At 62.9% G+C, this 19,343-nt stretch carries 17 protein-coding genes; 10 read left to right on the top strand and 7 right to left on the bottom strand.

Features of this window, described 5'->3' with window-relative positions; genetic code table 11:
• Window positions 1–10: 10 nt before the first annotated feature.
• Window positions 11–223: a hypothetical protein gene (locus ACYVIA_RS12485; RefSeq protein WP_460841223.1), complete on the top strand. Its 213-nt coding sequence runs from the start codon at window positions 11–13 to the stop codon at window positions 221–223.
• Between the two features lie 441 nt (window positions 224–664).
• On the top strand, window positions 665–1,465 hold the full coding sequence (gene epsA / locus ACYVIA_RS12490) for an XrtB/PEP-CTERM-associated transcriptional regulator EpsA (RefSeq protein ID WP_460841225.1): 801 nt from the start codon (window positions 665–667) through the stop codon (window positions 1,463–1,465).
• 1 nt (window position 1,466) lies between these two features.
• Here the strand turns inward: epsA and ACYVIA_RS12495 are convergent, their stop codons facing one another.
• From ACYVIA_RS12495 to ACYVIA_RS12515, 5 genes are all read right to left on the bottom strand, one after another.
• The gene (locus ACYVIA_RS12495; protein ID WP_460841227.1) at window positions 1,467–2,315 is read right to left on the bottom strand and encodes a hypothetical protein; all 849 of its coding nucleotides are present in this window, start codon (window positions 2,313–2,315) and stop codon (window positions 1,467–1,469) included.
• 1 nt (window position 2,316) lies between these two features.
• Complete coding sequence (locus ACYVIA_RS12500; RefSeq protein ID WP_460841229.1) at window positions 2,317–4,851, bottom strand: fimbria/pilus outer membrane usher protein; 2,535 nt, start codon at window positions 4,849–4,851, stop codon at window positions 2,317–2,319.
• The gene (locus tag ACYVIA_RS12505; RefSeq protein WP_460841231.1) at window positions 4,848–5,546 is read right to left on the bottom strand and encodes a fimbrial biogenesis chaperone; all 699 of its coding nucleotides are present in this window, start codon (window positions 5,544–5,546) and stop codon (window positions 4,848–4,850) included. Before ACYVIA_RS12505 ends, ACYVIA_RS12500 begins: the two co-directional genes overlap by 4 nt.
• 6 nt (window positions 5,547–5,552) lie before the next feature.
• A complete protein-coding gene (locus tag ACYVIA_RS12510) occupies window positions 5,553–6,236 on the bottom strand; it encodes a fimbrial biogenesis chaperone (protein ID WP_460841233.1) in 684 nt (227 codons plus the stop codon).
• Between the two features lie 65 nt (window positions 6,237–6,301).
• Window positions 6,302–6,811 carry a spore coat protein U domain-containing protein gene (locus ACYVIA_RS12515; RefSeq protein ID WP_460841234.1) on the bottom strand — a complete coding sequence of 170 codons (510 nt, stop codon included), beginning with the start codon at window positions 6,809–6,811 and terminating at the stop codon, window positions 6,302–6,304.
• A gap of 445 nt (window positions 6,812–7,256) precedes the next feature.
• Here ACYVIA_RS12515 and ACYVIA_RS12520 point away from each other — a divergent pair, with 445 nt between their 5' ends.
• The gene (locus ACYVIA_RS12520) at window positions 7,257–8,996 is read left to right on the top strand and encodes a methyl-accepting chemotaxis protein (RefSeq protein WP_460841235.1); all 1,740 of its coding nucleotides are present in this window, start codon (window positions 7,257–7,259) and stop codon (window positions 8,994–8,996) included.
• A gap of 112 nt (window positions 8,997–9,108) precedes the next feature.
• Here the strand turns inward: ACYVIA_RS12520 and ACYVIA_RS12525 are convergent, their stop codons facing one another.
• Window positions 9,109–9,714, bottom strand: coding sequence for a TetR/AcrR family transcriptional regulator (locus ACYVIA_RS12525; RefSeq protein ID WP_460841237.1), 606 nt, complete (start codon window positions 9,712–9,714; stop codon window positions 9,109–9,111).
• Between the two features lie 177 nt (window positions 9,715–9,891).
• On the opposite strand from ACYVIA_RS12525, the gene ACYVIA_RS12530 reads away from it, so the two are divergent.
• The 5 genes from ACYVIA_RS12530 to ACYVIA_RS12550 all read left to right on the top strand — a co-directional run bounded on the left by ACYVIA_RS12530 (window position 9,892) and on the right by ACYVIA_RS12550 (window position 16,218).
• Window positions 9,892–10,758, top strand: coding sequence for an SDR family NAD(P)-dependent oxidoreductase (locus ACYVIA_RS12530; RefSeq protein WP_460841239.1), 867 nt, complete (start codon window positions 9,892–9,894; stop codon window positions 10,756–10,758).
• Window positions 10,755–13,193 carry an alpha/beta hydrolase fold domain-containing protein gene (locus ACYVIA_RS12535; RefSeq protein WP_460841241.1) on the top strand — a complete coding sequence of 813 codons (2,439 nt, stop codon included), beginning with the start codon at window positions 10,755–10,757 and terminating at the stop codon, window positions 13,191–13,193. The genes ACYVIA_RS12530 and ACYVIA_RS12535 overlap by 4 nt, the downstream gene beginning before the upstream one ends.
• Window positions 13,194–13,526: 333 nt before the next feature.
• A complete protein-coding gene (locus ACYVIA_RS12540; protein WP_460841242.1) occupies window positions 13,527–15,125 on the top strand; it encodes a S8 family peptidase in 1,599 nt (532 codons plus the stop codon).
• A gap of 14 nt (window positions 15,126–15,139) precedes the next feature.
• Window positions 15,140–15,670 carry a hypothetical protein gene (locus ACYVIA_RS12545; protein WP_460841244.1) on the top strand — a complete coding sequence of 177 codons (531 nt, stop codon included), beginning with the start codon at window positions 15,140–15,142 and terminating at the stop codon, window positions 15,668–15,670.
• Window positions 15,670–16,218: a hypothetical protein gene (locus ACYVIA_RS12550; RefSeq protein ID WP_460841246.1), complete on the top strand. Its 549-nt coding sequence runs from the start codon at window positions 15,670–15,672 to the stop codon at window positions 16,216–16,218. Before ACYVIA_RS12545 ends, ACYVIA_RS12550 begins: the two co-directional genes overlap by 1 nt.
• 33 nt (window positions 16,219–16,251) lie before the next feature.
• On the opposite strand, the gene ACYVIA_RS12555 is transcribed toward ACYVIA_RS12550, so the two are convergent.
• Entirely contained in the window at window positions 16,252–17,163 is a 912-nt protein-coding gene (locus ACYVIA_RS12555; RefSeq protein WP_460841248.1) for a LysR family transcriptional regulator, read from the bottom strand.
• 131 nt (window positions 17,164–17,294) lie between these two features.
• Between ACYVIA_RS12555 and ACYVIA_RS12560 the strand changes: the two genes are divergently transcribed.
• Together ACYVIA_RS12560 and ACYVIA_RS12565 are read left to right on the top strand one after the other, a co-directional pair.
• Complete coding sequence (locus ACYVIA_RS12560) at window positions 17,295–18,758, top strand: form I ribulose bisphosphate carboxylase large subunit (protein WP_460841250.1); 1,464 nt, start codon at window positions 17,295–17,297, stop codon at window positions 18,756–18,758.
• A gap of 143 nt (window positions 18,759–18,901) precedes the next feature.
• Window positions 18,902–19,324, top strand: coding sequence for a ribulose bisphosphate carboxylase small subunit (locus tag ACYVIA_RS12565; protein WP_460841251.1), 423 nt, complete (start codon window positions 18,902–18,904; stop codon window positions 19,322–19,324).
• The last annotated feature ends 19 nt before the right edge of the window (window positions 19,325–19,343 follow it).

Consider the following 19,343-nt stretch of genomic DNA (forward strand, 5'->3'; position numbering starts at 1 on the left):
ATCGACTCGTATGCGTACCTCGATCGTAATGCTGGTTACGGGATTGCTCTGTGGATGCACCATCAATGCCGAAGGTCCGCGGCTCGGCGTGCCGCCGCCTTCGGTGCAAGGCTCCAACGACGTGCAGGGCGCGCCGCTGTCCGTTCCCGGTGCAGGAATGGGCGTTGGGGCTGGCACGACAGCCACTCCGGCGTCGAGTCAGTTGAACAACGGAAATGAATAGGTGACTGCCCGCAGCTATAAACAGGGCGCGATATGCGGACAGGAAATCCGCTGATGTTGCGCAGCGACCTCCAAATGGGACCGTAGATGTAAAACACGGGACGGGAGACAAAGGGCAGGAAAAACCGGACCAGGCGTATGAAGGACTCGAGCGGGAAGTGCCTGACCGTGTGTGCCGTGCGATCCGTTGGTTGCGCAATCCGCAGTCGCGATGGAGACGTCTGCCACTCGTCCTGCTGCTGATTGCTAGCTCGCCAGTGTGATGTCACCCGTCCCGCGAGTGTCTGCCGGAAGCTGTCGCTTACCTTTTACATTTCCTTCCGCCTTTGTCGTGCATCAATTGTTGTGTGGGAACTCACGGCGGTGACCTTGCTATAAATCAAATTTGCTTTAGGTCATTTCTCAATAATTGCTGAACCGATATAACAATGGCGCAGCATTTATGGAGACCCCTCAGAACAACGACCCGACGCTGCTGGCGATTATTAAAGGCGCGCTGAATGTCCGCCGCCATATCGACCTGCTGAAGTGGCTGCAGGGCGATATGCAGCGCCTGCTCCCGCACGAACTGCTGCTGGCGGCATGGGGTAACCCCGCTGGCAATGATTTCAAGGTCGACCTGTTATCGAGTCTTGCTGGCCTGAGAACCACAGCCGCCAGCGACAGCGCAATACGCCTGGCTCGGCGCGTGCATGCGGCGTGGGCAGCCCATGGCGGGCAACCCTGCGTACTGCCCTTGTCTTTGCTCCCGAGTGGCGACGAGACCGCTGCGGATGGCTTCGACGAGATGCTCCGCGCCATGGGTAGTGTGGTTGTTCACGGATTGCGCGACTGTCGCAATAATCAGGTGTGTCTGTATCTGCTCTTCAGCACCCAACGGAGCCTGCCCCCCACGGCGGGCCACTACCTTGAATTGCTGGCACCTTACATGGACACAGCACTGCGCCAGGTCGAGCTCCTGCCAGCGCAGCGACACTTGGTGTCGATGCAGCCTTGGGTGCAGGAACGTAGCGGCCTCATGGGGGCGTTGAGCGGGCGCGAAGCCGACATCGTGCGGTGGGCACGTGCCGGAAAGACCAACCATGAGATCGGTCTGATCCTCGGAATCAGTCAGTACACGGTGAAGAACCACCTGCAGCGAATCTTCCAGAAACTCGACGTCACGAGCCGCGCGCAACTGGCCGACCGCCTGCGCACTTTTGGCACCAGTGCGGCGTACAAATCGAACCTGTCCACACAGTAGGCTATTCGAGCAGAATGACATCGACCGTGATGACATCCCGGTAATCTCCGGCGAGCTTGCCGCTGGTTTCGCCGATGCGGGCACGCAGCGCGAACGGAGGTTGCACGAGGCTGGGCGGGCGCCCAGGCACCGATGCAGGTTGTGACAGGTCGACGAGCCGCCCGTCCAGGAAGCTGGAATACCGAATCGTATCCGCCGCTCGTTCATGACGTAGTGCTCCGCTATTTTCCGAGCGCAGGCGCAGCAGATATGCGCCATTGGATTGCACGAACAGGAATGCCTCCCTTTCCTTTCCTGGAGTAAGCGTGCCGAAATCCAGGCGCGCGCCATGGGCCGAGGAAAAGCCGGCCGATGCGCTGCCCGCGGCGGCAATGCGCGCCTGCGCCACGACCTGGACGGCAAGCCTTGCTTCGATCTGGTCGAGTACCTGTTCGCCGTGGCGCAGCTGCATCACCAGCGTGTCGCGGTAGATGCCCGGCAGAGATGCCTGGCCGGCCGGCACGCTGGCCAGCACACGCCAGCCTGACCCGCTCTTGGCAGTGGCCAGCGGCAGCGGCATGGCGCGCGTGAGGATCTGGCCTGCGGAGCCGCGCAGGTTGTATCTCAGATTGCCGCCCACTCCCTGCAGACCGCCCTGGTCATTGGACAAGTACAGCGATGTCTGGCATCCCTGTGTGTTTTCCACTTCAAACTCGACGGCCAGGGTGGCGTCGTGCGTGGCAAATGGCATATAGATCATCGGTGCCACCTGTACGCGCGTGAAGCGGCTGTCGCACTCCGAACGGGCAGGCGTTGCCAGCGCCGCAGTCGTCGATGAGAGCAGCAGGAAAAAGACAAATAGCAACGGCATCTCACTTCTCCTTCAGCATGCGTACGCCGAGATCGACATAACCGGTGGCGTCCTCGCCGATCACGAAGTCCAGCTCCAGCGGCGGCGTGGTGGCAAAGCGCACCGTATAGGCGCCGGGCGCGAGCGACTGCGCCACGAAGCGGCCGCTGCGGTTGGTAAACACCTTCGCCGGCGCAGCGTCCGGCTTGCCCCGGGCCCGCAGTTCGCCCGCGACCAGCGCGAGCGGCTGGCCATCGGCACGCAGTGCCACGCCCATCGCCGTGATCGACGCGGCCGATCCGACCTGGTAGTGCATGCCGGCGCGGTATGGGGGCAGGTACTGGCGTTGCGTGTCGCCGAGGTCGTAGCCCACCGGCAGTTCCGGCACATCCCAGTACAGGTCGTACTGTCGGTAACTCGTCAAGCCGGGCAGCAGGGCCGGCCCGAAGCCGTCCGCCGTAGCCATCCCAACGCCTTCAAAGGGATTGACCAGCACTGGCGACCCCTTGAGCGAGTCGTGGCGCGACACGATGACGAAGGCGTCACCGACCGGCCGTCCGAGCGCGAAGTGACCGCCTGCATAGGCAAGGGCACTTTCGATCTGCAAGCGGGTACGCTGCACTGAATCGGCATTGGACAGTCCGGCCCGTGCGATGTCATGCCGGCCATGGGCAATGAAGCGGTTGGCGCGGTAGCCGACATCGGCCGTGGCTGACGTGCCGATATCCGAGGTCTCTGCTCCCAGCACACCGGAGAATCCACCGACTTGCTGGCGCGGGTAGTACGCCCACTCCACGCGGCTGCGGTTGTCCTGTTCCTGCCAGGACGACAACACGCGCTGCTGCGATCCCAGCGGCAGCGTGAGGGTGATGAAGGCACGCGTATCCTTGTCGGTGCCCAGGATGCGTTCCACGCCGGCGCTGGCCGTGATGCGACCGATGCGACCGGTCAGCGTCGCGCTCAGACGGTTTTCGTTCTCGGCAAGCGGCGCGCGTCCGCGCGCGTGGCGGGCGCTGAACGAGGCCAGCATGCCGTCGGCCAGTGGCGTCGTGTAGCGGGTTTGTAATTGCCAGAGATAACGGTTGGACGGGACATCCACGCCGAGCGGCAGATAGTTGCGGCTGGTATAGATCAGCGAGGTGTCCAGGCGACGCAGGCGGCGCGATGCCTCGTCGCCGATGTTGTAGGCCCAGCGCAGCGAAGCGGTGGCGCCGTCGCCGATACGGGTGTGCCGGCTCAGGTTGAGGCCGCCGCCGAAATTGCCCAGCGCGGTCGCAGTGACGCCTTCCACGCCCAGCACATTCAGGTCACGTTCGCCCTGATAATTGGCGCCCACTGTCAGCCCCTCGGTCAGCCCGTAACGCACGAACCCTGACCAGGCCGGGCGATCGTCTTCGTAGCGAATGCGGGTATCGGCGTCGTTGGCACGGCGCAGGCCAAGGTTGGCGGAAAACTCGGATTGGCCGGGCGACAGCAGTGTCGCTTCCCTGAACAGGGTGAACTCGATCACTTCGCGCTGGCCGGCGCTGTCTTCGACCTCGATGCGCACATCGTTGGCGCCATCGGCAGTGGAAAAGTCGCTCAAGTCGTAACGTCCGGGCGGAAGCTGGAGCGCGCGCAGGAACATCCCGTTCAGGAACACCGAAACCTGCGACGGGCGCGACAGGACAAAGCTGCGCTGGCCTGTGGCGGTAACCGTTCGCCACGGTTGCATGTCGGCATAGCGACGCTCGACGGACAGGCCGAGAAGCGGCACGTTGCCCTGCTGCTCGGCGGTCAGGAAATGCACATCTCCCAAGGCGATGCGAATCGCCTGTTCCGGCCGGTCATGGGTAAGGCGAAGATCGCCACGCGTCGAGCGCCCAGTGCCGCCGCGCCGCTCGTGAAAGGCTGACCACTCGAAGGCGACTCCCCGTGCTCCACCCGCGCGCGTAGCGCCATCAAAGGCAAGGGTCAGCGGCACATGGTTTCCCGGCACGCCACCTGTCACATGTTCGCCGACGGCGCGCATGTTGACGTAGGCGCTGAACGGTGCGGCTTCCAGGCGCGACAGGTCCACCGGGCGCCCGGGGGCAAGCGATACGACCGAAACCGCCCGCTGTTCGACGCGAGGCTCGAGGGTAACGATCAGGCGCGTCGGATCGTAACGCACCTCCAGGCCCGCAGTGCGCAGGGCCTCGACGCTGATGCGTTCTTCGACTGCATGACTTGTCAGCGACTCGACGAACCGGGTGGCCAGGTGACGCCCTGCCAAGTTGAGCATGGACGCCGCTTCCACCGCCAGCAGTTCCGTACCGCGCAGGGTGACGCCCAGTTCGCCGATCGGGCGGCCATCCATCCACACCGGCAAGTCGACCGTGAAGGTGCGTGGTGCTTGCGCAAGGCGTGCAGGCAAGGAAGCCTTCGTAGCGGAGACGCTTGCAGGCGCGGATGCCACAACCGTGGCCGGAGCGGCAGGCGCGGCAGGCGCGGCAGGCGCAGCGAGGACGTCATGCCCGACCAGGGTAGCCGCCAACGCTAGCGCAAACCGTTGCAAGAGTAGCGCGGTGCCTTTCATGGTGTAGCCGCTCCTGCAAGGGATGATGCCGATAGCGGGTCGGGCGAGCCGAGCGGGAGTGCCAACCGGCGGCCGGGCAGGAGTGCGTCGGCGCCAGCGGCGCGGGCCAGCTCGCGGGCACTGAATGCATTGAGTGCACTGAGTGGGATGCCGGCTTGCTCGAACAAATGCTGGACGTTGGGGTCAGCAAATCGCAGGTAGCCGTTGCCGGCATTGTGCAGTTCCACTGTGCCGGCGCCGCGCTGCACCCGCAGGATGGGCTGGCCCTTGCCGAGGTGAACCGGAACGAACATCCGCGTACGGACGCGCAGCTCACTGACCGGCGCCGACAGCCCGGTCAGGTCGAGCTCTTCGATCACCAGGTAGAACGAACGGGTCGCAGGCCCGGTATGCGGCGTGCGCAGGTGCAGCGCTACATTTGAGGCGCTACCGGCGGCCAGGAACAGCTGGGGCGGGTGGACCTCGAATACTGGATCGGTTACCGGCTCAATGCGCTCGTCGTCTTCTTCGCCGTGGCGTTCAAGAAGGTAAAACTCCAGCGCCAGTGCCGAAGTGGCTGGTGCGGCGACGTGCAAGCGTGCGGTCTCGCTCTGCGTCCCATCCAGCATCACAGCTGTAGGCGCGATCGACAGCGCAAATGCTGCGCGTCCGGTTGCCATGAAGAGCGCAACGGCAAGCCGGAACAACAGGCGCATCTGCATCTACTGCGTGATCAGGCGCGGCGCGCCCTGCACGCCGGTGAGGTCGAAGGTCCGTGTCGCGCCGGGCGGAATCAGGGTGCGGCCGGCTGCATTGGCCAGCTCCATGCCGGTCAGGCGCTGGTCGGGAAATTCGAGCGTGACGTTGTCGACGTAGTAGAAGCGCTTGCCACTATTGCTCAGCGATACGCGCACACCGTTATCCACGGCTGTAGCGGCAGCAAGGACCGGTTCGGCACGGGTGCCGGTTGCAGCAACGTGAACCGAAGCGCCCATGCGCAGCACGGTGTGCACCTTCGACTCATTCGCGCCGGACAGATCCACCGGGATCTCGACGGCGTATAGCGTAAACGAGCGCGACGTCTCCGGCGGCGCATCGAGCCACTGCACGCGGATCGCCTGGCTGGACTGGGGCGCAATGACTGCCTGGGGAGGAAAAACCATGAAGGCGTCGTCGGCCGGTTCGTGCCGCTCGGTGCCATCCTCGTTAATGAAGCGCTCGAAAATCTCGAAAGTCACCGGCAAGTCGACCTTGCGCGGGTTGTTGACCGACAGTGTGATGCCGGAACGTTTCGCCGGCAGCTCGATCACGGACACCGTGGGCGTAACGTCAAAGGCAAGCGCCAGGCGTGGCAAGAGGCCCGGAACGAGGGCCAGGACAAAAAGGGAAACAAACAGATGACGCATCGCGTACCTCATGCACAGAAAGCACAACGAAAAGCCCGCGTGCACCACGCGGGCTGACCTGCATATCAGTTAGGCGTAACCGATGCCGTGATGGTGTCGGTGTAGGTGCCTGCAACCGATGCTGCTGCATCCAGCTGGATGCTCATCGAGCGGGTCTGGTTGGCGTTGGCGACGGCCGGGAAGCTGCTCCAGGTTTGTGCGGTAGCAAGCGACACACCCGTGCTGAACGGGCTGCCCGACAGGATGAACATGTAGCTCACTTCGTTGCCCCCGCTCTGCAGCTTGCCGCCATTTGCGGACGAGAAGGTCACGGTTGCGCTGCCGCCGTAGTTGCAGTTCACGCTCAGTGATTCCGCACCTTGGACTGCGGTGCTGGTCATGTTGAGTTCGTGGAACGGACCGTTCAGGTACGCCTCCAGCGTGCATGCCTTGGGCAGCGTGCCGGACAGCGGGATCTCGACAGAGGCAGCGGGGCCAACAGTGCCCGGAGCTGTTTGGGCTTGGGCAGCACCGGCAGCCAGGGCGCAGGCAGCGAGCAGGGCAACGCTGATGCGTGCCGACAAGTTTTGCTTCATTTCAAATCTCCCTTCAAGTTGAGTGACGTCAATGACGATGAACTTCCCGCCACATGTCGCTCGTAACGGAAAGTTACAAAATGATCAACTCGGCGGTGGTTTCGAACAATGGTCCGGTCGGACTATTCAGGCGATTGAGAGATATCAATGCGAAGTCTTGTCGGCAATTTCCAGGCGCAGAGGGCACAACGATCGAAACGCTCTTCTCGGGCGACCGGACGGTGCTCTGCCATCTCGAACTGCAAAACGCTTCGCACTTTCAAAAAAGTTGACCTGGGATAAGTTCCAAAAGCCATATTGCAGGCACGTGTATCTCCACGAAGATATGATGGTTTCATGCCCGTAAGGCCCCGTAAGGTGCATGGTGCCTGGGCTTTGGTGAAAACCCATTATTCATTTTGCGGGCTTTCTTTGCTTTCCAACTGCAACTGCATGGAGCCGTTCAATGAGATTCGATAACTTGCGGATTACGGCCAAGCTCTGGCTGTCCGTCGCGATCCTCGGGGTCGCTGTTTTCAGCGTGGTCCTCTTTGCCGGCTGGCGTTCGGCCCAGTGGCAGTCAAAGGGGGATGAGATGACATCCCAAAGCAACGCCAAGGTACGCGCGGTCCTGCAGTGGTCCGGCCTGGCTGCGACTGTTTCGGCGCGTACGCAGGCATCGGTGCTGAGCACAGGCCCGGAGGTGGATGCCGTATTCAAGGATGACAACAGCGCCGACCAGGCAAGCATTACCGAGATCCAGAAAATGCTGGAATCCGGCCCGCTGGCGGAGGACGAGCGCAAGCACATGGACAGGATCGCGGCAGAACGCAAGGTGGCGATCGATCACCTGGCCGCGTTGCGCGAGCTGAAATCAAATGGCGACGTTGACGGTGCGCGGCTCAAGTTCGAGCGAGATTTCAACCCGGCGCTGCAGACCTACCTGAAGTCGCTGCAGGACTTTGTCGTGCTGCAGGAGGCCAATGCCGACAAGTTGCGCAAGCAGCTTTCTGACGAGCGCCTGTCGACCGTGAAGATGGCGGGTGTACTCGTGCTGTTCATTGTGATCGGCACGATCATTGGCGCCGGCGCATTGATCCGTTCGATCCGCCAGCCGCTGGTGGAGGCGGTTGACGTCGCCAACCGTATTGCACAGGGTGACTTGACCGCGCATCCGGAGATCAGCCGCCGCGACGAGTTCGGTGACATGATGCGCGCCCTCAAGCGGATGAATGACGCGCTGAGCGCCGTCGTCGGCAAGGTGCGCGCCGGTGCCGACACCGTTGTCACAGCGTCGCGCGAGATCGCTGCCGGCAATCAGGACCTGTCGGCGCGCACGGAAGAACAGGCGAGCTCGCTGGAAGAAACCGCTTCCTCGATGGAGGAACTGACATCCACCGTGAAGCAGAATGCCGACAATGCCCGCCATGCGAACCAGCTGGCAGGCTCTGCCTCCGAGGTCGCTGCCAAGGGCGGCGAAGTGGTGTCGCAGGTCGTGGACACCATGGCGTCCATCAATGAATCGTCGCGGAAGATCGTCGACATCATTGCCGTCATTGACGGCATCGCCTTCCAGACCAACATCCTCGCGCTGAACGCGGCGGTCGAAGCGGCACGCGCCGGTGAGCAGGGTCGCGGCTTTGCGGTGGTCGCGTCGGAAGTGCGCAGCCTGGCCCAGCGCTCTGCCGCCGCCGCCAAGGAGATCAAGACGCTTATCGACGACTCGGTGGACAAGGTCAGCGCGGGCGCGCGGCTGGTGGATCAGGCCGGCGCGACGATGCAGGAAGTGGTGGAGAGCGTCAAGCGCGTGACCGACATCATGGGTGAGATCAGCGCTGCCAGCCAGGAACAGACCGCCGGCATCGAACAGGTGAACGAGGCGATTTCGCAGATGGACCAGGTGACGCAGCAAAACGCGGCACTGGTGGAGGAGGCCGCGTCTGCCGCCGAATCCATGCAGGCACAGGCTGCACAACTCGCGGATGCGGTCAGCATTTTCAAGCTGGACGGCATGGCGGTGGCCTCAGTCAGTTCTGCGCGCGCGCCGGTGAAAAGATCGGCGCCTGCAGCCACGTCTGCGCCTGCACCTGTACAGGCCGCAAAGGCAAAGGTCGTGCCGTTGCCGGGCAGAGCGGTTTCCGCTCCACAGCCGAAGCCCTCGGCGCCTTCGTCAACGGTATCAGGCGACGACTGGGAAGAATTCTGAAGAAGTTCCGGCGTAGTCCCGCAGCCGGGCCGGCACATTGATGCCGGCTTTGTGCGGGGGCGCTATCCGGCGCAACCGCGGTGCGCTTGAGTGATTGCGGCAATTGCGCTCGTCACTTCGCACTGCCGGCGGCCGAAATGTACGGACGGAACAGGCTCAGCACCTGCGTAAAGCCCCAGTCGAGATGCTCCTTCGTGACATGGTCGACGTGATGGCGTGTGTACAGGTAATCCAGCCAGTAACTGGACACGATCCACGCATTGACCACCAGCCGGTCGATCTCCTCGGCGCTTGCCGCCATCATCCCCTTGTCGACCAGGTCGTTCAGCACGCGGCGGATGTCGGCCTGGCCTTTCGCGGTGAGGTTGACACAGCGCTCGCGCAACTCCGGTGCCATCCGGATGATGGCCGAGCCATCGCGGTAGAAAAAACGCCAGTCCCACATCAGCCTGAACCAGGTCTTCAGGTATTCCAGTCCCGGGTCCGCGCCCTCTGCGTGCGGTGCATTGGCCGTCCGGTCCAGCGCCGTTTCGAACTCATCGAACAGCGCCAGCAAGATGTCCGCCTTCCGACGGAAGTAGTAATACAGGTTGCCCTCGTTGATGCCGACCGTGCGGGCGATCTCGGCGGTCGTAACGGAGGCGGGCCCGGACTCATTGAACAAACGCAAACAAGTGTCGAGTATTCGCGTCCGCGTGCTTTGCTTGTCTTCCGCCATCGTTTATCCTGATTCCAATCGTTAAGGTGATTACCTTAAGGTGTTGTAATAATACTGATCGCTGCCTGTTGCCAATAGATATCCGTCAAGAATTGTACGGGACCGGAGGTTGCAAAGGGGCGGCGCAAAACACTGCAGAACACTGCGGAACACGATACGGACGCGAGGAGACATCGCATGAAGTTTCAGTTGAAGGAAAGCGTCGCCGTCGTCACCGGCGCGGCGCAGGGCATCGGCGCGGCACTCGCGCTGGAGCTGGGTTGCCGCGGCTGCCATGTCGCACTGGTGGATCGCGACGCACTGCGGCTCGGGCGCACCGCGGAGGCGGTGCGCCTGCTTGGTGTACGTGTCAGCGAACATGTGCTCGATATCTCGGATGCGCAGTCCGTGGCCGCTTTGCCGGAACAGGTGCTGGCCGAGCACGGGCGTGTCAACCTGCTGATCAACAATGCCGGCGTCGCCCTGATGGGCAATGTCGAGCAACTGCACCTCGGCGACTTCGAGTGGCTGTTCAACATCAATTTCTGGGGCGTGGTCCGCACCAGCAAGGCCTTCCTGCCACTACTGCGGCAGGAGCAGCAAGCCCACATCGTGAATATTTCCAGCGTCTTCGGGCTGATCGCGCCGGCGGGACAGGCGCCTTACTGCGCCAGCAAGTTTGCGGTGCGCGGCTTTACCGACGCACTGCGACACGAACTGGCCGGCAGCCCGGTGAGCCTGTCCGTCGTGCACCCGGGCGGCATCAAGACCAGGATCGCCCATAACTCGCGCCGCGCCGAATCCTTCGACGAAACACAGGCCAGGCAGCTTGCAGACAAATTCTTCGACGATGTGATGACGACCCCGGAGCAGGCCGCCGCGCAGATCGTCAACGGCGTCGTGCGGCGCGCGCCGCGTATCCTCGTCGGCCCCGATGCCCGCGTGATGGACTGGTTGTCGCGGCTGATGCCGGTCGGCTACTGGCGGATCATCCGCAAGCTGATGGAAGTGAAGGGCCTCGATCCACAGCAGAGCGCGGTGCTGAAAGAAAAGAGGTCGTCATGAGCTGGCAGGCCCGTTTCGTCAGCGCCGTGCTGCGGCAGACCTTCAAGCGCAAGCTGGCTGCCACGCATGATTACACTGGCGCCCGTGCGGTACTCAACAGCGGCGGTTACCGCACGCCGAAAGACGTACGCATTACGCCGGACACAATCGCCGGCTTGCCCGGAGAATGGGTTGAATCGTCGGACGGCTGCAGCCGCATGACGCTGCTGTACCTGCATGGCGGCGGCTACTTCGCCTGTTCCGCAAAGACGCACCGGGCGGCGACGACATTCTTCGCACGTCAGGGCTTCCGCGTATACGCACCCAATTACCGCCTCGCGCCGGAGCATCCGTTTCCCGCCGCAGTGGAGGATGCCCACGCCGTGTATACCGCGTTGCTGGCGTCCGGCATCGATCCTTCCACGCTCGTCGTGTCGGGAGACTCCGCCGGCGGCGGACTGTCGCTGGCACTGATGCTGCGCGTGCGCGATGCAGGGCTGCCGCTTCCTGCGGCGGCTGCGCTGTTTTCCCCGCTGACCGACCTTGCCGGCAGCGGCGCGTCACGCAGCGCGAACGACAAGCGCTGTGCAATGTTCCATGGCGCCCGCATGGCGCTCGGCGCGGCGCTCTACCTTGGCACTGCCGACCCGCGCACACCGCTTGCCTCACCGCTGTATGCCGACCTGCATGGCCTGCCGCCGCTCCTGATCCATGTCGGGACGGACGAGGTGCTGCGCGACGACTCCACGCAGCTGGCAGAGCGGGCGCGTGCGGCAGGCGTGCCGGTGGAGCTGAAGCTCTGGCCGGATGTGCCGCATGTCTGGCAGCTGTTCCATCGTTTCATTCCGGAAGGACGGGCGTCGCTTGGTGCGGCTGCCGCTTTCCTGAAGCAGAAAATCGTCTTCGACGCAGTCGCTTCACCGAACAAAACACCAAGGCCATCCCAGCCGGACTATGAAGTCGCAATCATCGGCAGCGGCTTTTCCGGCCTCGGCATGGCGATCCAGTTGAAGAAGGCAGGCCGCCTGTCCTTCGTCGTGCTGGAGAAAGCGTCTGCCATTGGCGGCACATGGCGCGAGAACACCTATCCCGGCTGTGCCTGCGACGTGCCCTCGCACATGTATTCCTTCTCATACGAGCGCAAGCCGGACTGGAGCCGCATGTATTCCTCACAGCCGGAAATCTGGGAATACATGAAGGACTGCGTCGACAAGTACGGGCTTGCGCCTTACATTCGTTTCAATACCGAGATGAGCGAGGCGGTATTCGACGAAGGCAGCGACCTGTGGCATGTGCGCACAGTCGATGGCAAGACGATTACCGCGCGCATCGTCGTGTCCGCCATGGGTGCATTGAGCCGGCCGGCGTATCCGCAGTTGCCCGGCATCGAGCGCTTCCGGGGCGTTGCGTTTCATTCGGCGGAGTGGAACCACGCTTACGACCTGTCGGGGAAGAAGGTGGCGGTCATCGGCACCGGCGCCAGCGCCATCCAGTTCGTGCCGCAGATTGCGCAGAAGGTGTCGCGGCTTACGCTGTTCCAGCGGACCCCGGCATGGGTGCTGCCGAAACCTGACCGCGCCATCAGTCACGTGGAACAGATTCTGTACCGCTATGTGCCCGGTGCGATCGCCCTGTTCCGCAATTTCATCTACTGGCGGCAGGAATTCACCGGCCTCGGTTTCGTGCATCCGAAACTGATGAACGCGGCGAAGAAGATGGCACTGCGCCATATGAAGAGCCAGATCCCGGACGCGGCACTGCGCCAGAAATTGACGCCGAACTACACGATCGGCTGCAAGCGCGTCCTGCTGTCGAACGATTACTACCCGGCGCTGGCACGCCCCAATGTCGAGGTGGTCACTGATGGCGTGGCAGAGGTCCGCGACAACAGCATCGTCGATATCCGCGGTGTCGAGCATCCGGTCGATGCGATTATCTACGGCACGGGTTTTCGCGTGACCGACCTGCTGACGCCGGTGCGCATCCTAGGGCGCGGCGGCGTTGACCTGAACGATGTCTGGCGCAGCGGCCCCGAGGCGTATCTCGGGGTGATGGCAGCCGGTTATCCGAACTTCTTCATGCTGCTCGGCCCCAATACCGGCCTGGGACACAACTCCGTTGTCTTCATGGCGGAACAGCAGATCCGGTATGCCCTGCGGTGCATGCAACTCATGCGCGAAAAACGCGTGACGTCGATCGAAGTGCGTCCTGAACGGCAGGAAGCCTTCAACCGGGAAGTGCAGCGCCGCCTGCAAACCACGGTCTGGGCGTCCGGCTGCAGGAGCTGGTACCAGGATGCCAACGGCAAGAACGTGACGCTGTGGCCGGGATTCACGTTCCAGTACTGGAACGCCATGCGCAAAGTGAATGCGGAGGATTTCCGTATCGGACATGCGCCAACGACTGCTTACCCGATTCCAGCGATAAATCACTTTTCAGAAAACCGCGTCAGATGAACGCCGTCGGAATGGTGGGGTGAGCCGTTGCGCCGATTGAGTTGGTGCGACTGCAAATCGGCGCATGTGTACCGCATTGCGACAAGAGCCATCCTGACCGCGCTTGCGCCCGGGCACGACCTGTATTCGTGCCGCATTGATTCCGTTATTCCGTTTCCGGAATAAAACCGTCGGCATTGCGCGGACGGGTATCTCTTGAATCTCCAACAAACATCAAACCCTTGAGTCCATGCCAAGTGCATGCTCCCGGAATAATGGCGCGCGTTGCAACGCGACTGCGTGAATGGAGTGGAACACTGAACTTGAGAGCGGGCAATGGAGAAGGAGGGAGCGATGCAAGCGTCCATCAGGCGCGCAGTTCTTGCCGTGTTATGCCTGTCGGGCATGACAGCGTGCGGCGGTGGCGGGGGGGGCGGCGATTATCCGGCTCCCACAAGCGGCGATCCGTTGTTTGCGCAGCAGTGGCATCTGAAAAACACCGGGCAGGCGCCTGCCAGCGGCAGCGCCGCGACAGCAGGCGCCGACATCAATGTCGAACCGGTGTGGGCAAGTTGCGGTGCGGGCGGCACCTGCAAGGGCGAGGGCGTCACGATCGCCGTGGTCGATATCGGCCTCGAGATCGACCACCCGGATCTGCAGCCCAACATTTCCACGGCGTTGGCGCACCGGATCTATCCTTCATCCGGCCCGACAACCGGAAACCCGACACCGCCGGCGAGTGGGATCAACGATTTCTCCCACGGTACCCAGGTCGGCGGCATCATCGCCTCGCGCGACGACAACGGCACCGGCGGCCGTGGTGTCGCGCCGCGCGCGTCACTGGTCGGCTATAGCATGTTGCTCAACAGAACCGACAGCAACGAGGCGGATGCGATGACTTATCAGGCGGCATCCATCGCTGTGTCCAACAACAGCTGGGGACCGCCGGACGGCTCGGGGCGCATCGACGAATCGAGTTCGCTCTGGCGTGAGGCTATCGACTACGGCTTGGCGAATGGGCGCGGCGGCCGCGGCACCATCTACGTCTGGCCCGCAGGCAACGGCTATGCGGGAAGCGGCGAACTGTCGAACGAGGATGGCTATGCCAATTATCGCGGTGTGATCGCCGTGGGTGCGGTCAATGCGCAGGGAACGCGTGCGCCGTACTCCGAACCGGGTGCCAATGTGTGGGTTACCGCACCGGGCGGTGAAGATTGCGAGACCGGGCTGGCGATTACAACCGCGGACCTCACCGGCAGCCGCGGTGCCAACGACGGATCCGCCGCGTCGGAATTGCGCGACGCCGATTACACCCAGTGCGCGGTGGGTACGTCGTTTTCCACGGCGATCGTGTCGGGCGCTGCCGCGCTCATGGTGCAGGCCAATCCCGCGCTGACATGGCGCGACGTCCGCACGATCCTGGCGCAAACGGCCCGCCGCAACGATGCGAGTGATGTCGGATGGGCGGTCAACGGCGCGGGCCGCCCTGTTCACCATACCTACGGTTTCGGCATGGTGGATGCGGCTGCAGCGGTGACTGCAGCACGCGGCTGGACGAACCTGCCGGCGCAGCGCAGCTACGAGAGCCCGGTGCAGACGGTGAACACGCCAATCCCGGAGAATCCCGGCGCACCGGTGAACGGCAACATCACTGTTGCCGGCAGCGGTATCAGCAGGATCGAGTGGGTGGATGTGACGTTCACGGCCGCCGACCACGCGTATGCGGGCGACCTGCAAGTGGTGCTCATCTCCCCGAGCGGCACACAAAGCATCCTGGCCGCACCGCATGCATGCAGAGACGACAGCTGCAACCCGTATGACGGCTGGCGCTTCGGCGTCGCCCGTCTTCTGGATGAACCGGCCGACGGCGTGTGGCAACTGATCGTCAGGGATCAGCAGGACGGCGATACCGGGACCTTCCAGTCGTGGCAGATCAGGGTATATGGACATTGAACGGAGCGTTGCGAATGAAGCTTAAGTCTTACGCAGCCTTGATGGCGGTCGCCGTTGCAGGTGCCGCGATGGCGCAGGACAAGAACGGCGCGGATACGTACATTTGGTACGACGGCGGAAAGCCGAAGCGCGTCGTGGTGGACAGGTCGCTCGTGGCGGAGTTCGGCAGCCGCGCCGAAACCGGTGCTACTCCGGTCGTCAAGAACGGCCAGGTGCGCGTCTGGCGCAAGGAAGACGCGGCCGTCACCCGGGCAGCGGGAGAAAAGACGTCTCCGGTCCTGCGCGACGGCCCGGGCGGCCGGATGCGCGCGCTTCCCGGCAATATCATCGTCCGGCTCGACCCCAATTGGAGCAGTGCGCAGGTCGATGCATGGCTGGCATCGCAGGGCCTGACGAAAATCGGACAGCTGCCAATGGCAAACAATCTGCTGGTGCTCAGCTCGCCGCCAGGCCTTGCTTCGCTGGAGCTGGCCAACCGGCTGCAGCAATCGGGGATGGTGATCTCTGCGCAGCCCGACTGGTGGCAGCAGATGGAGCGGCGCTGATGCGCACGGTACTGCTGGGTGCCATTGTGTTCCTGGCCGGATGTACGCCCATGCAGGCACAACCGCCCGGTTCCGCAGGCGGAGTGCGCGGTGACGCGGTTTCGCAGGAATCACTTCAAGGTGAACAAGGGCTGGTAGCCGCGTTCAGCGACCAGGGCAGGCTGAAACAGCTCCATCCTCAAGCCGAACTGCTCGGCACCTATGGCGAAGTGACGATCTGGCGCGTCCTGCTCACGCCGCAACAGTGGAGCGAGCTTGCTGCCCTTGGGCGCTATTCACCGGTGTTTGGCGAAGGGCAGGGGCGCTGGCGTGCACTGCCCGGCGGCGTCATTGTCCGGCTGGCGCCGTCACTGCAGGGACAGAAGGCCGACGAGTGGTTCCGGTCGCGGCAGTTGTCGGCGAAGCCGCTTTCCACGCTTCCCGGCACCTATGTCGTCGACACGCCGCCAGGCGTCGCCGCGCTGGAGCTGTCCCGGCAGCTTGGCGCATTGCCGGACGTGGTCAGGGCCGAGCCCAACTGGTGGCGCGAATACTCCCTGCGCAAATAGCCACGGTAGCAAGCGGCATATTGCTGAAGGCGCTTACGCCCACAGGTTCACCAGCGATCCCGCCTCCTCGATCAGGAAGGATTTGAATGCGGTGGCCGCGGGCGACAGGCGCTTGGACTGCAGGTGCGTCACGTGCCAGTGGCGCATCAGCGGCAATCCGTCCAGGTCGAGCAGGGTCAGGTGGCCGGCTGCAAGCTCGTGGCGGACCGTGCGCAATGACAGGAATCCCAGCCCCATCCCCGCCATCACCGCCTGCTTGATGGTTTCGTTGCTCGGCATCTCCATCACGATCGTCGGCGCGATGCCGTGTTCCGCAAACAGGCGTTCCATGCTGTGCCGCGTACCGGAGCCCTTTTCCCGCACGACGAATTCCTGCCCCTGCAGGATGGACAGTGGCGCCCGCCGCCGCCGGGACAAGGGGTGCTCCGGCGCTCCTACAATGCCCATCGGGTTGGTGGCGAACGGCGTTGCGTTGCATTCAAGCGTGGCCGGCGCGCGCCCCATGATGACCAGGTCCACGTCGCTGCGGGCGAGCATGTTCGTGATGATTTCTCGGTTATGGATATGCAGCACCACTTCGATATCCGGAAACCGCTTGCGAAAGTGCACCAGCAGCATCGGCACGAAGTACTTCGCGGTGCTTACCACTGCGAGCTCGATGCGCCCCTTCTGCATGCCGACCCGCTGGGCCATGGCGTCGTCGAGTTCCTTCAACTGCGCCATCGCCGCGCTTGCATAGCGCTCGAAATCCAGCCCGGCGTCCGTCAGCCGGATCTTGCGCCCGATCTGCTCGAACAGCGGCAGGCCGACCGCTTCTTCCAGCAGGCGCAACTGCATGGACACGGCCGGCTGCGTCACATGCAGCTTTTCCGCCGCCCGCGTGACGGACAGTTCGCGCGCAAGCGTGAGAAAGATATCCAACTGGCGAAGGGTGTATCTGCGCATCAATGTATAAGGAGTCGCTGATGGAAGTTTAAGAAATCGTGATTAGACCTGATGGAAAGCCACTTATATAGTGAAGCCCGAAGATTGACAACTTATTAATGAATGGGCTTGGTCCCGATCAGGAGGGTTTCATGGGCAGCAACGACATCGGTCAGATTACCGATTCCAAAAAGCGCTATTCGGCAGGCGTACTGAAATACGCCCAGATGGGGTACTGGGACGGCGACTACGTGCCGAAAGACACCGACGTGCTGGCGCTGTTCCGCATCACGCCGCAGGACGGCGTCGACCCGATCGAGGCAGCCGCGGCAGTCGCCGGCGAGTCGTCCACGGCGACCTGGACGGTGGTATGGACCGACCGCCTGACCGCCTGCGACATGTATCGTGCCAAGGCCTATCGTGTCGATCCGGTGCCGAACAATCCCGGCCAGTACTTCTGCTACATCGCCTACGACCTGTCGCTGTTCGAGGAAGGGTCGATCACCAACGTCGCAGCTTCCATCATCGGCAACGTGTTCAGCTTCAAGCCGCTGAAGGCGGCACGGCTGGAAGACATGCAATTTCCGGTCGCCTATGTGAAGACCTTTGCGGGGCCGCCGACCGGCATCATCGTCGAGCGCGAGCGCCTCGACAAGTTTGGCCGCCCGCTGCTCGGCGCGACCACCAAGCCCAAGCTTGGCCTTTCCGGCCGCAACTATGGCCGCGTCGTGTACGAAGGACTGAAGGGCGGGCTGGACTTCATGAAGGATGACGAGAACATCAACTCGCAACCCTTCATGCACTGGCGCGATCGTTTCCTGTTCGTGATGGATGCGGTCAACAAGGCTTCCGCGGCAACCGGTGAGGTCAAGGGCAGCTATCTGAACGTCACCGCTGGCACGATGGAGGAAATGTACCGCCGCGCGGAATTCGCCAAGGAACTCGGCTCCGTCATCATCATGATCGACCTCGTCGTTGGCTACACCGCGATCCAGTCGATGTCGCACTGGTGCCGCCAGAACGACATGATCCTGCACCTGCACCGCGCAGGACACGGCACCTACACGCGCCAGAAGAACCACGGCGTCTCCTTCCGCGTGATCGCAAAATGGATGCGGCTCGCCGGTGTGGATCACATCCATGCCGGCACCGCGGTGGGCAAGCTGGAAGGCGATCCATTGACGGTGCAGGGCTACTACAACGTCTGCCGCGATGCGAAGACCAAAATCGACCTGCCGCGCGGCGTCTACTTCGATCAGGATTGGGCGGCGCTGCGCAAGGTGATGCCGGTTGCGTCCGGCGGCATCCATGCAGGCCAGATGCATCAGCTGCTGGACATGTTCGGCGACGACGTCGTGCTGCAGTTCGGCGGCGGCACCATCGGCCATCCCGACGGCATCCAGGCTGGTGCGACGGCCAACCGCGTAGCCCTGGAAGCAATGGTCCTCGCGCGCAACGAAGGCCGGGACGTGCTCACGGAGGGGCCGGACATCCTGCGTGATGCGGCGAAATGGTGCTCGCCACTGCGCGCTGCGCTCGATACCTGGGGCGACATTACTTTCAACTACACACCGACCGACAGCTCGGACTTCGTGCCGACCGCGTCCGTGGCTTAAGAGCTTGTTTGAAAACTGTAGCGAGCGGGTCGAGTTTGGTTTGAGAAGCGCAGCCGTACGTGAGGTACGGCGAGCATCGCAGAGCCAAAATCGGGCTGCGCAGTAAGTTTTTAAACAGGCTCTAAGACGATAGCGAGGACAACATGCGTATTACACAAGGCACCTTTTCATTCCTGCCCGACCTGACCAACGAGCAGATCGTCAAGCAACTGCAGTACTGCCTCGACAACGGCTGGGCAGTCGGCATCGAGTACACCGACGACCCGCATCCACGTAACACCTTCTGGGAGATGTTCGGCAATCCGATGTTCGACCTGCGCGACGCGGCGGGCATCATGATGGAGATCGAGAACTGCCGTAAAACCTTCCCCAACCATTACATCCGTGTGACGGCATTCGACTCCACACACACCGTGGAATCCGTCGTGATCTCCTTCATCGTCAACCGTCCAAAGGACGAGCCGGGCTTCCGTCTCGTGCGCCAGGAAGTAGACGGGCGCCGGATGCGCTACAGCATCGAAAGCTATGCGGCACAGGCACGACCGGAGGGTGCGCGCTATTTGTGACATGAAGGGTGGCCTGCGA

Source organism: Noviherbaspirillum agri (genome assembly GCF_054780595.1).

What these genes read in the sequence shown, in the direction of transcription:
- ACYVIA_RS12485 (WP_460841223.1), top strand. Translation starts at nt 11, where the DNA reads ATGCGTACCTCGATCGTAATGCTGGTTACGGGATTGCTCTGTGGATGC.
- epsA (WP_460841225.1), top strand. Translation starts at nt 665, where the DNA reads ATGGAGACCCCTCAGAACAACGACCCGACGCTGCTGGCGATTATTAAA.
- ACYVIA_RS12495 (WP_460841227.1), bottom strand. Translation starts at nt 2,315, where the DNA reads ATGCCGTTGCTATTTGTCTTTTTCCTGCTGCTCTCATCGACGACTGCG.
- ACYVIA_RS12500 (WP_460841229.1), bottom strand. Translation starts at nt 4,851, where the DNA reads ATGAAAGGCACCGCGCTACTCTTGCAACGGTTTGCGCTAGCGTTGGCG.
- ACYVIA_RS12505 (WP_460841231.1), bottom strand. Translation starts at nt 5,546, where the DNA reads ATGCGCCTGTTGTTCCGGCTTGCCGTTGCGCTCTTCATGGCAACCGGA.
- ACYVIA_RS12510 (WP_460841233.1), bottom strand. Translation starts at nt 6,236, where the DNA reads ATGCGTCATCTGTTTGTTTCCCTTTTTGTCCTGGCCCTCGTTCCGGGC.
- ACYVIA_RS12515 (WP_460841234.1), bottom strand. Translation starts at nt 6,811, where the DNA reads ATGAAGCAAAACTTGTCGGCACGCATCAGCGTTGCCCTGCTCGCTGCC.
- ACYVIA_RS12520 (WP_460841235.1), top strand. Translation starts at nt 7,257, where the DNA reads ATGAGATTCGATAACTTGCGGATTACGGCCAAGCTCTGGCTGTCCGTC.
- ACYVIA_RS12525 (WP_460841237.1), bottom strand. Translation starts at nt 9,714, where the DNA reads ATGGCGGAAGACAAGCAAAGCACGCGGACGCGAATACTCGACACTTGT.
- ACYVIA_RS12530 (WP_460841239.1), top strand. Translation starts at nt 9,892, where the DNA reads ATGAAGTTTCAGTTGAAGGAAAGCGTCGCCGTCGTCACCGGCGCGGCG.
- ACYVIA_RS12535 (WP_460841241.1), top strand. Translation starts at nt 10,755, where the DNA reads ATGAGCTGGCAGGCCCGTTTCGTCAGCGCCGTGCTGCGGCAGACCTTC.
- ACYVIA_RS12540 (WP_460841242.1), top strand. Translation starts at nt 13,527, where the DNA reads ATGCAAGCGTCCATCAGGCGCGCAGTTCTTGCCGTGTTATGCCTGTCG.
- ACYVIA_RS12545 (WP_460841244.1), top strand. Translation starts at nt 15,140, where the DNA reads ATGAAGCTTAAGTCTTACGCAGCCTTGATGGCGGTCGCCGTTGCAGGT.
- ACYVIA_RS12550 (WP_460841246.1), top strand. Translation starts at nt 15,670, where the DNA reads ATGCGCACGGTACTGCTGGGTGCCATTGTGTTCCTGGCCGGATGTACG.
- ACYVIA_RS12555 (WP_460841248.1), bottom strand. Translation starts at nt 17,163, where the DNA reads ATGCGCAGATACACCCTTCGCCAGTTGGATATCTTTCTCACGCTTGCG.
- ACYVIA_RS12560 (WP_460841250.1), top strand. Translation starts at nt 17,295, where the DNA reads ATGGGCAGCAACGACATCGGTCAGATTACCGATTCCAAAAAGCGCTAT.
- ACYVIA_RS12565 (WP_460841251.1), top strand. Translation starts at nt 18,902, where the DNA reads ATGCGTATTACACAAGGCACCTTTTCATTCCTGCCCGACCTGACCAAC.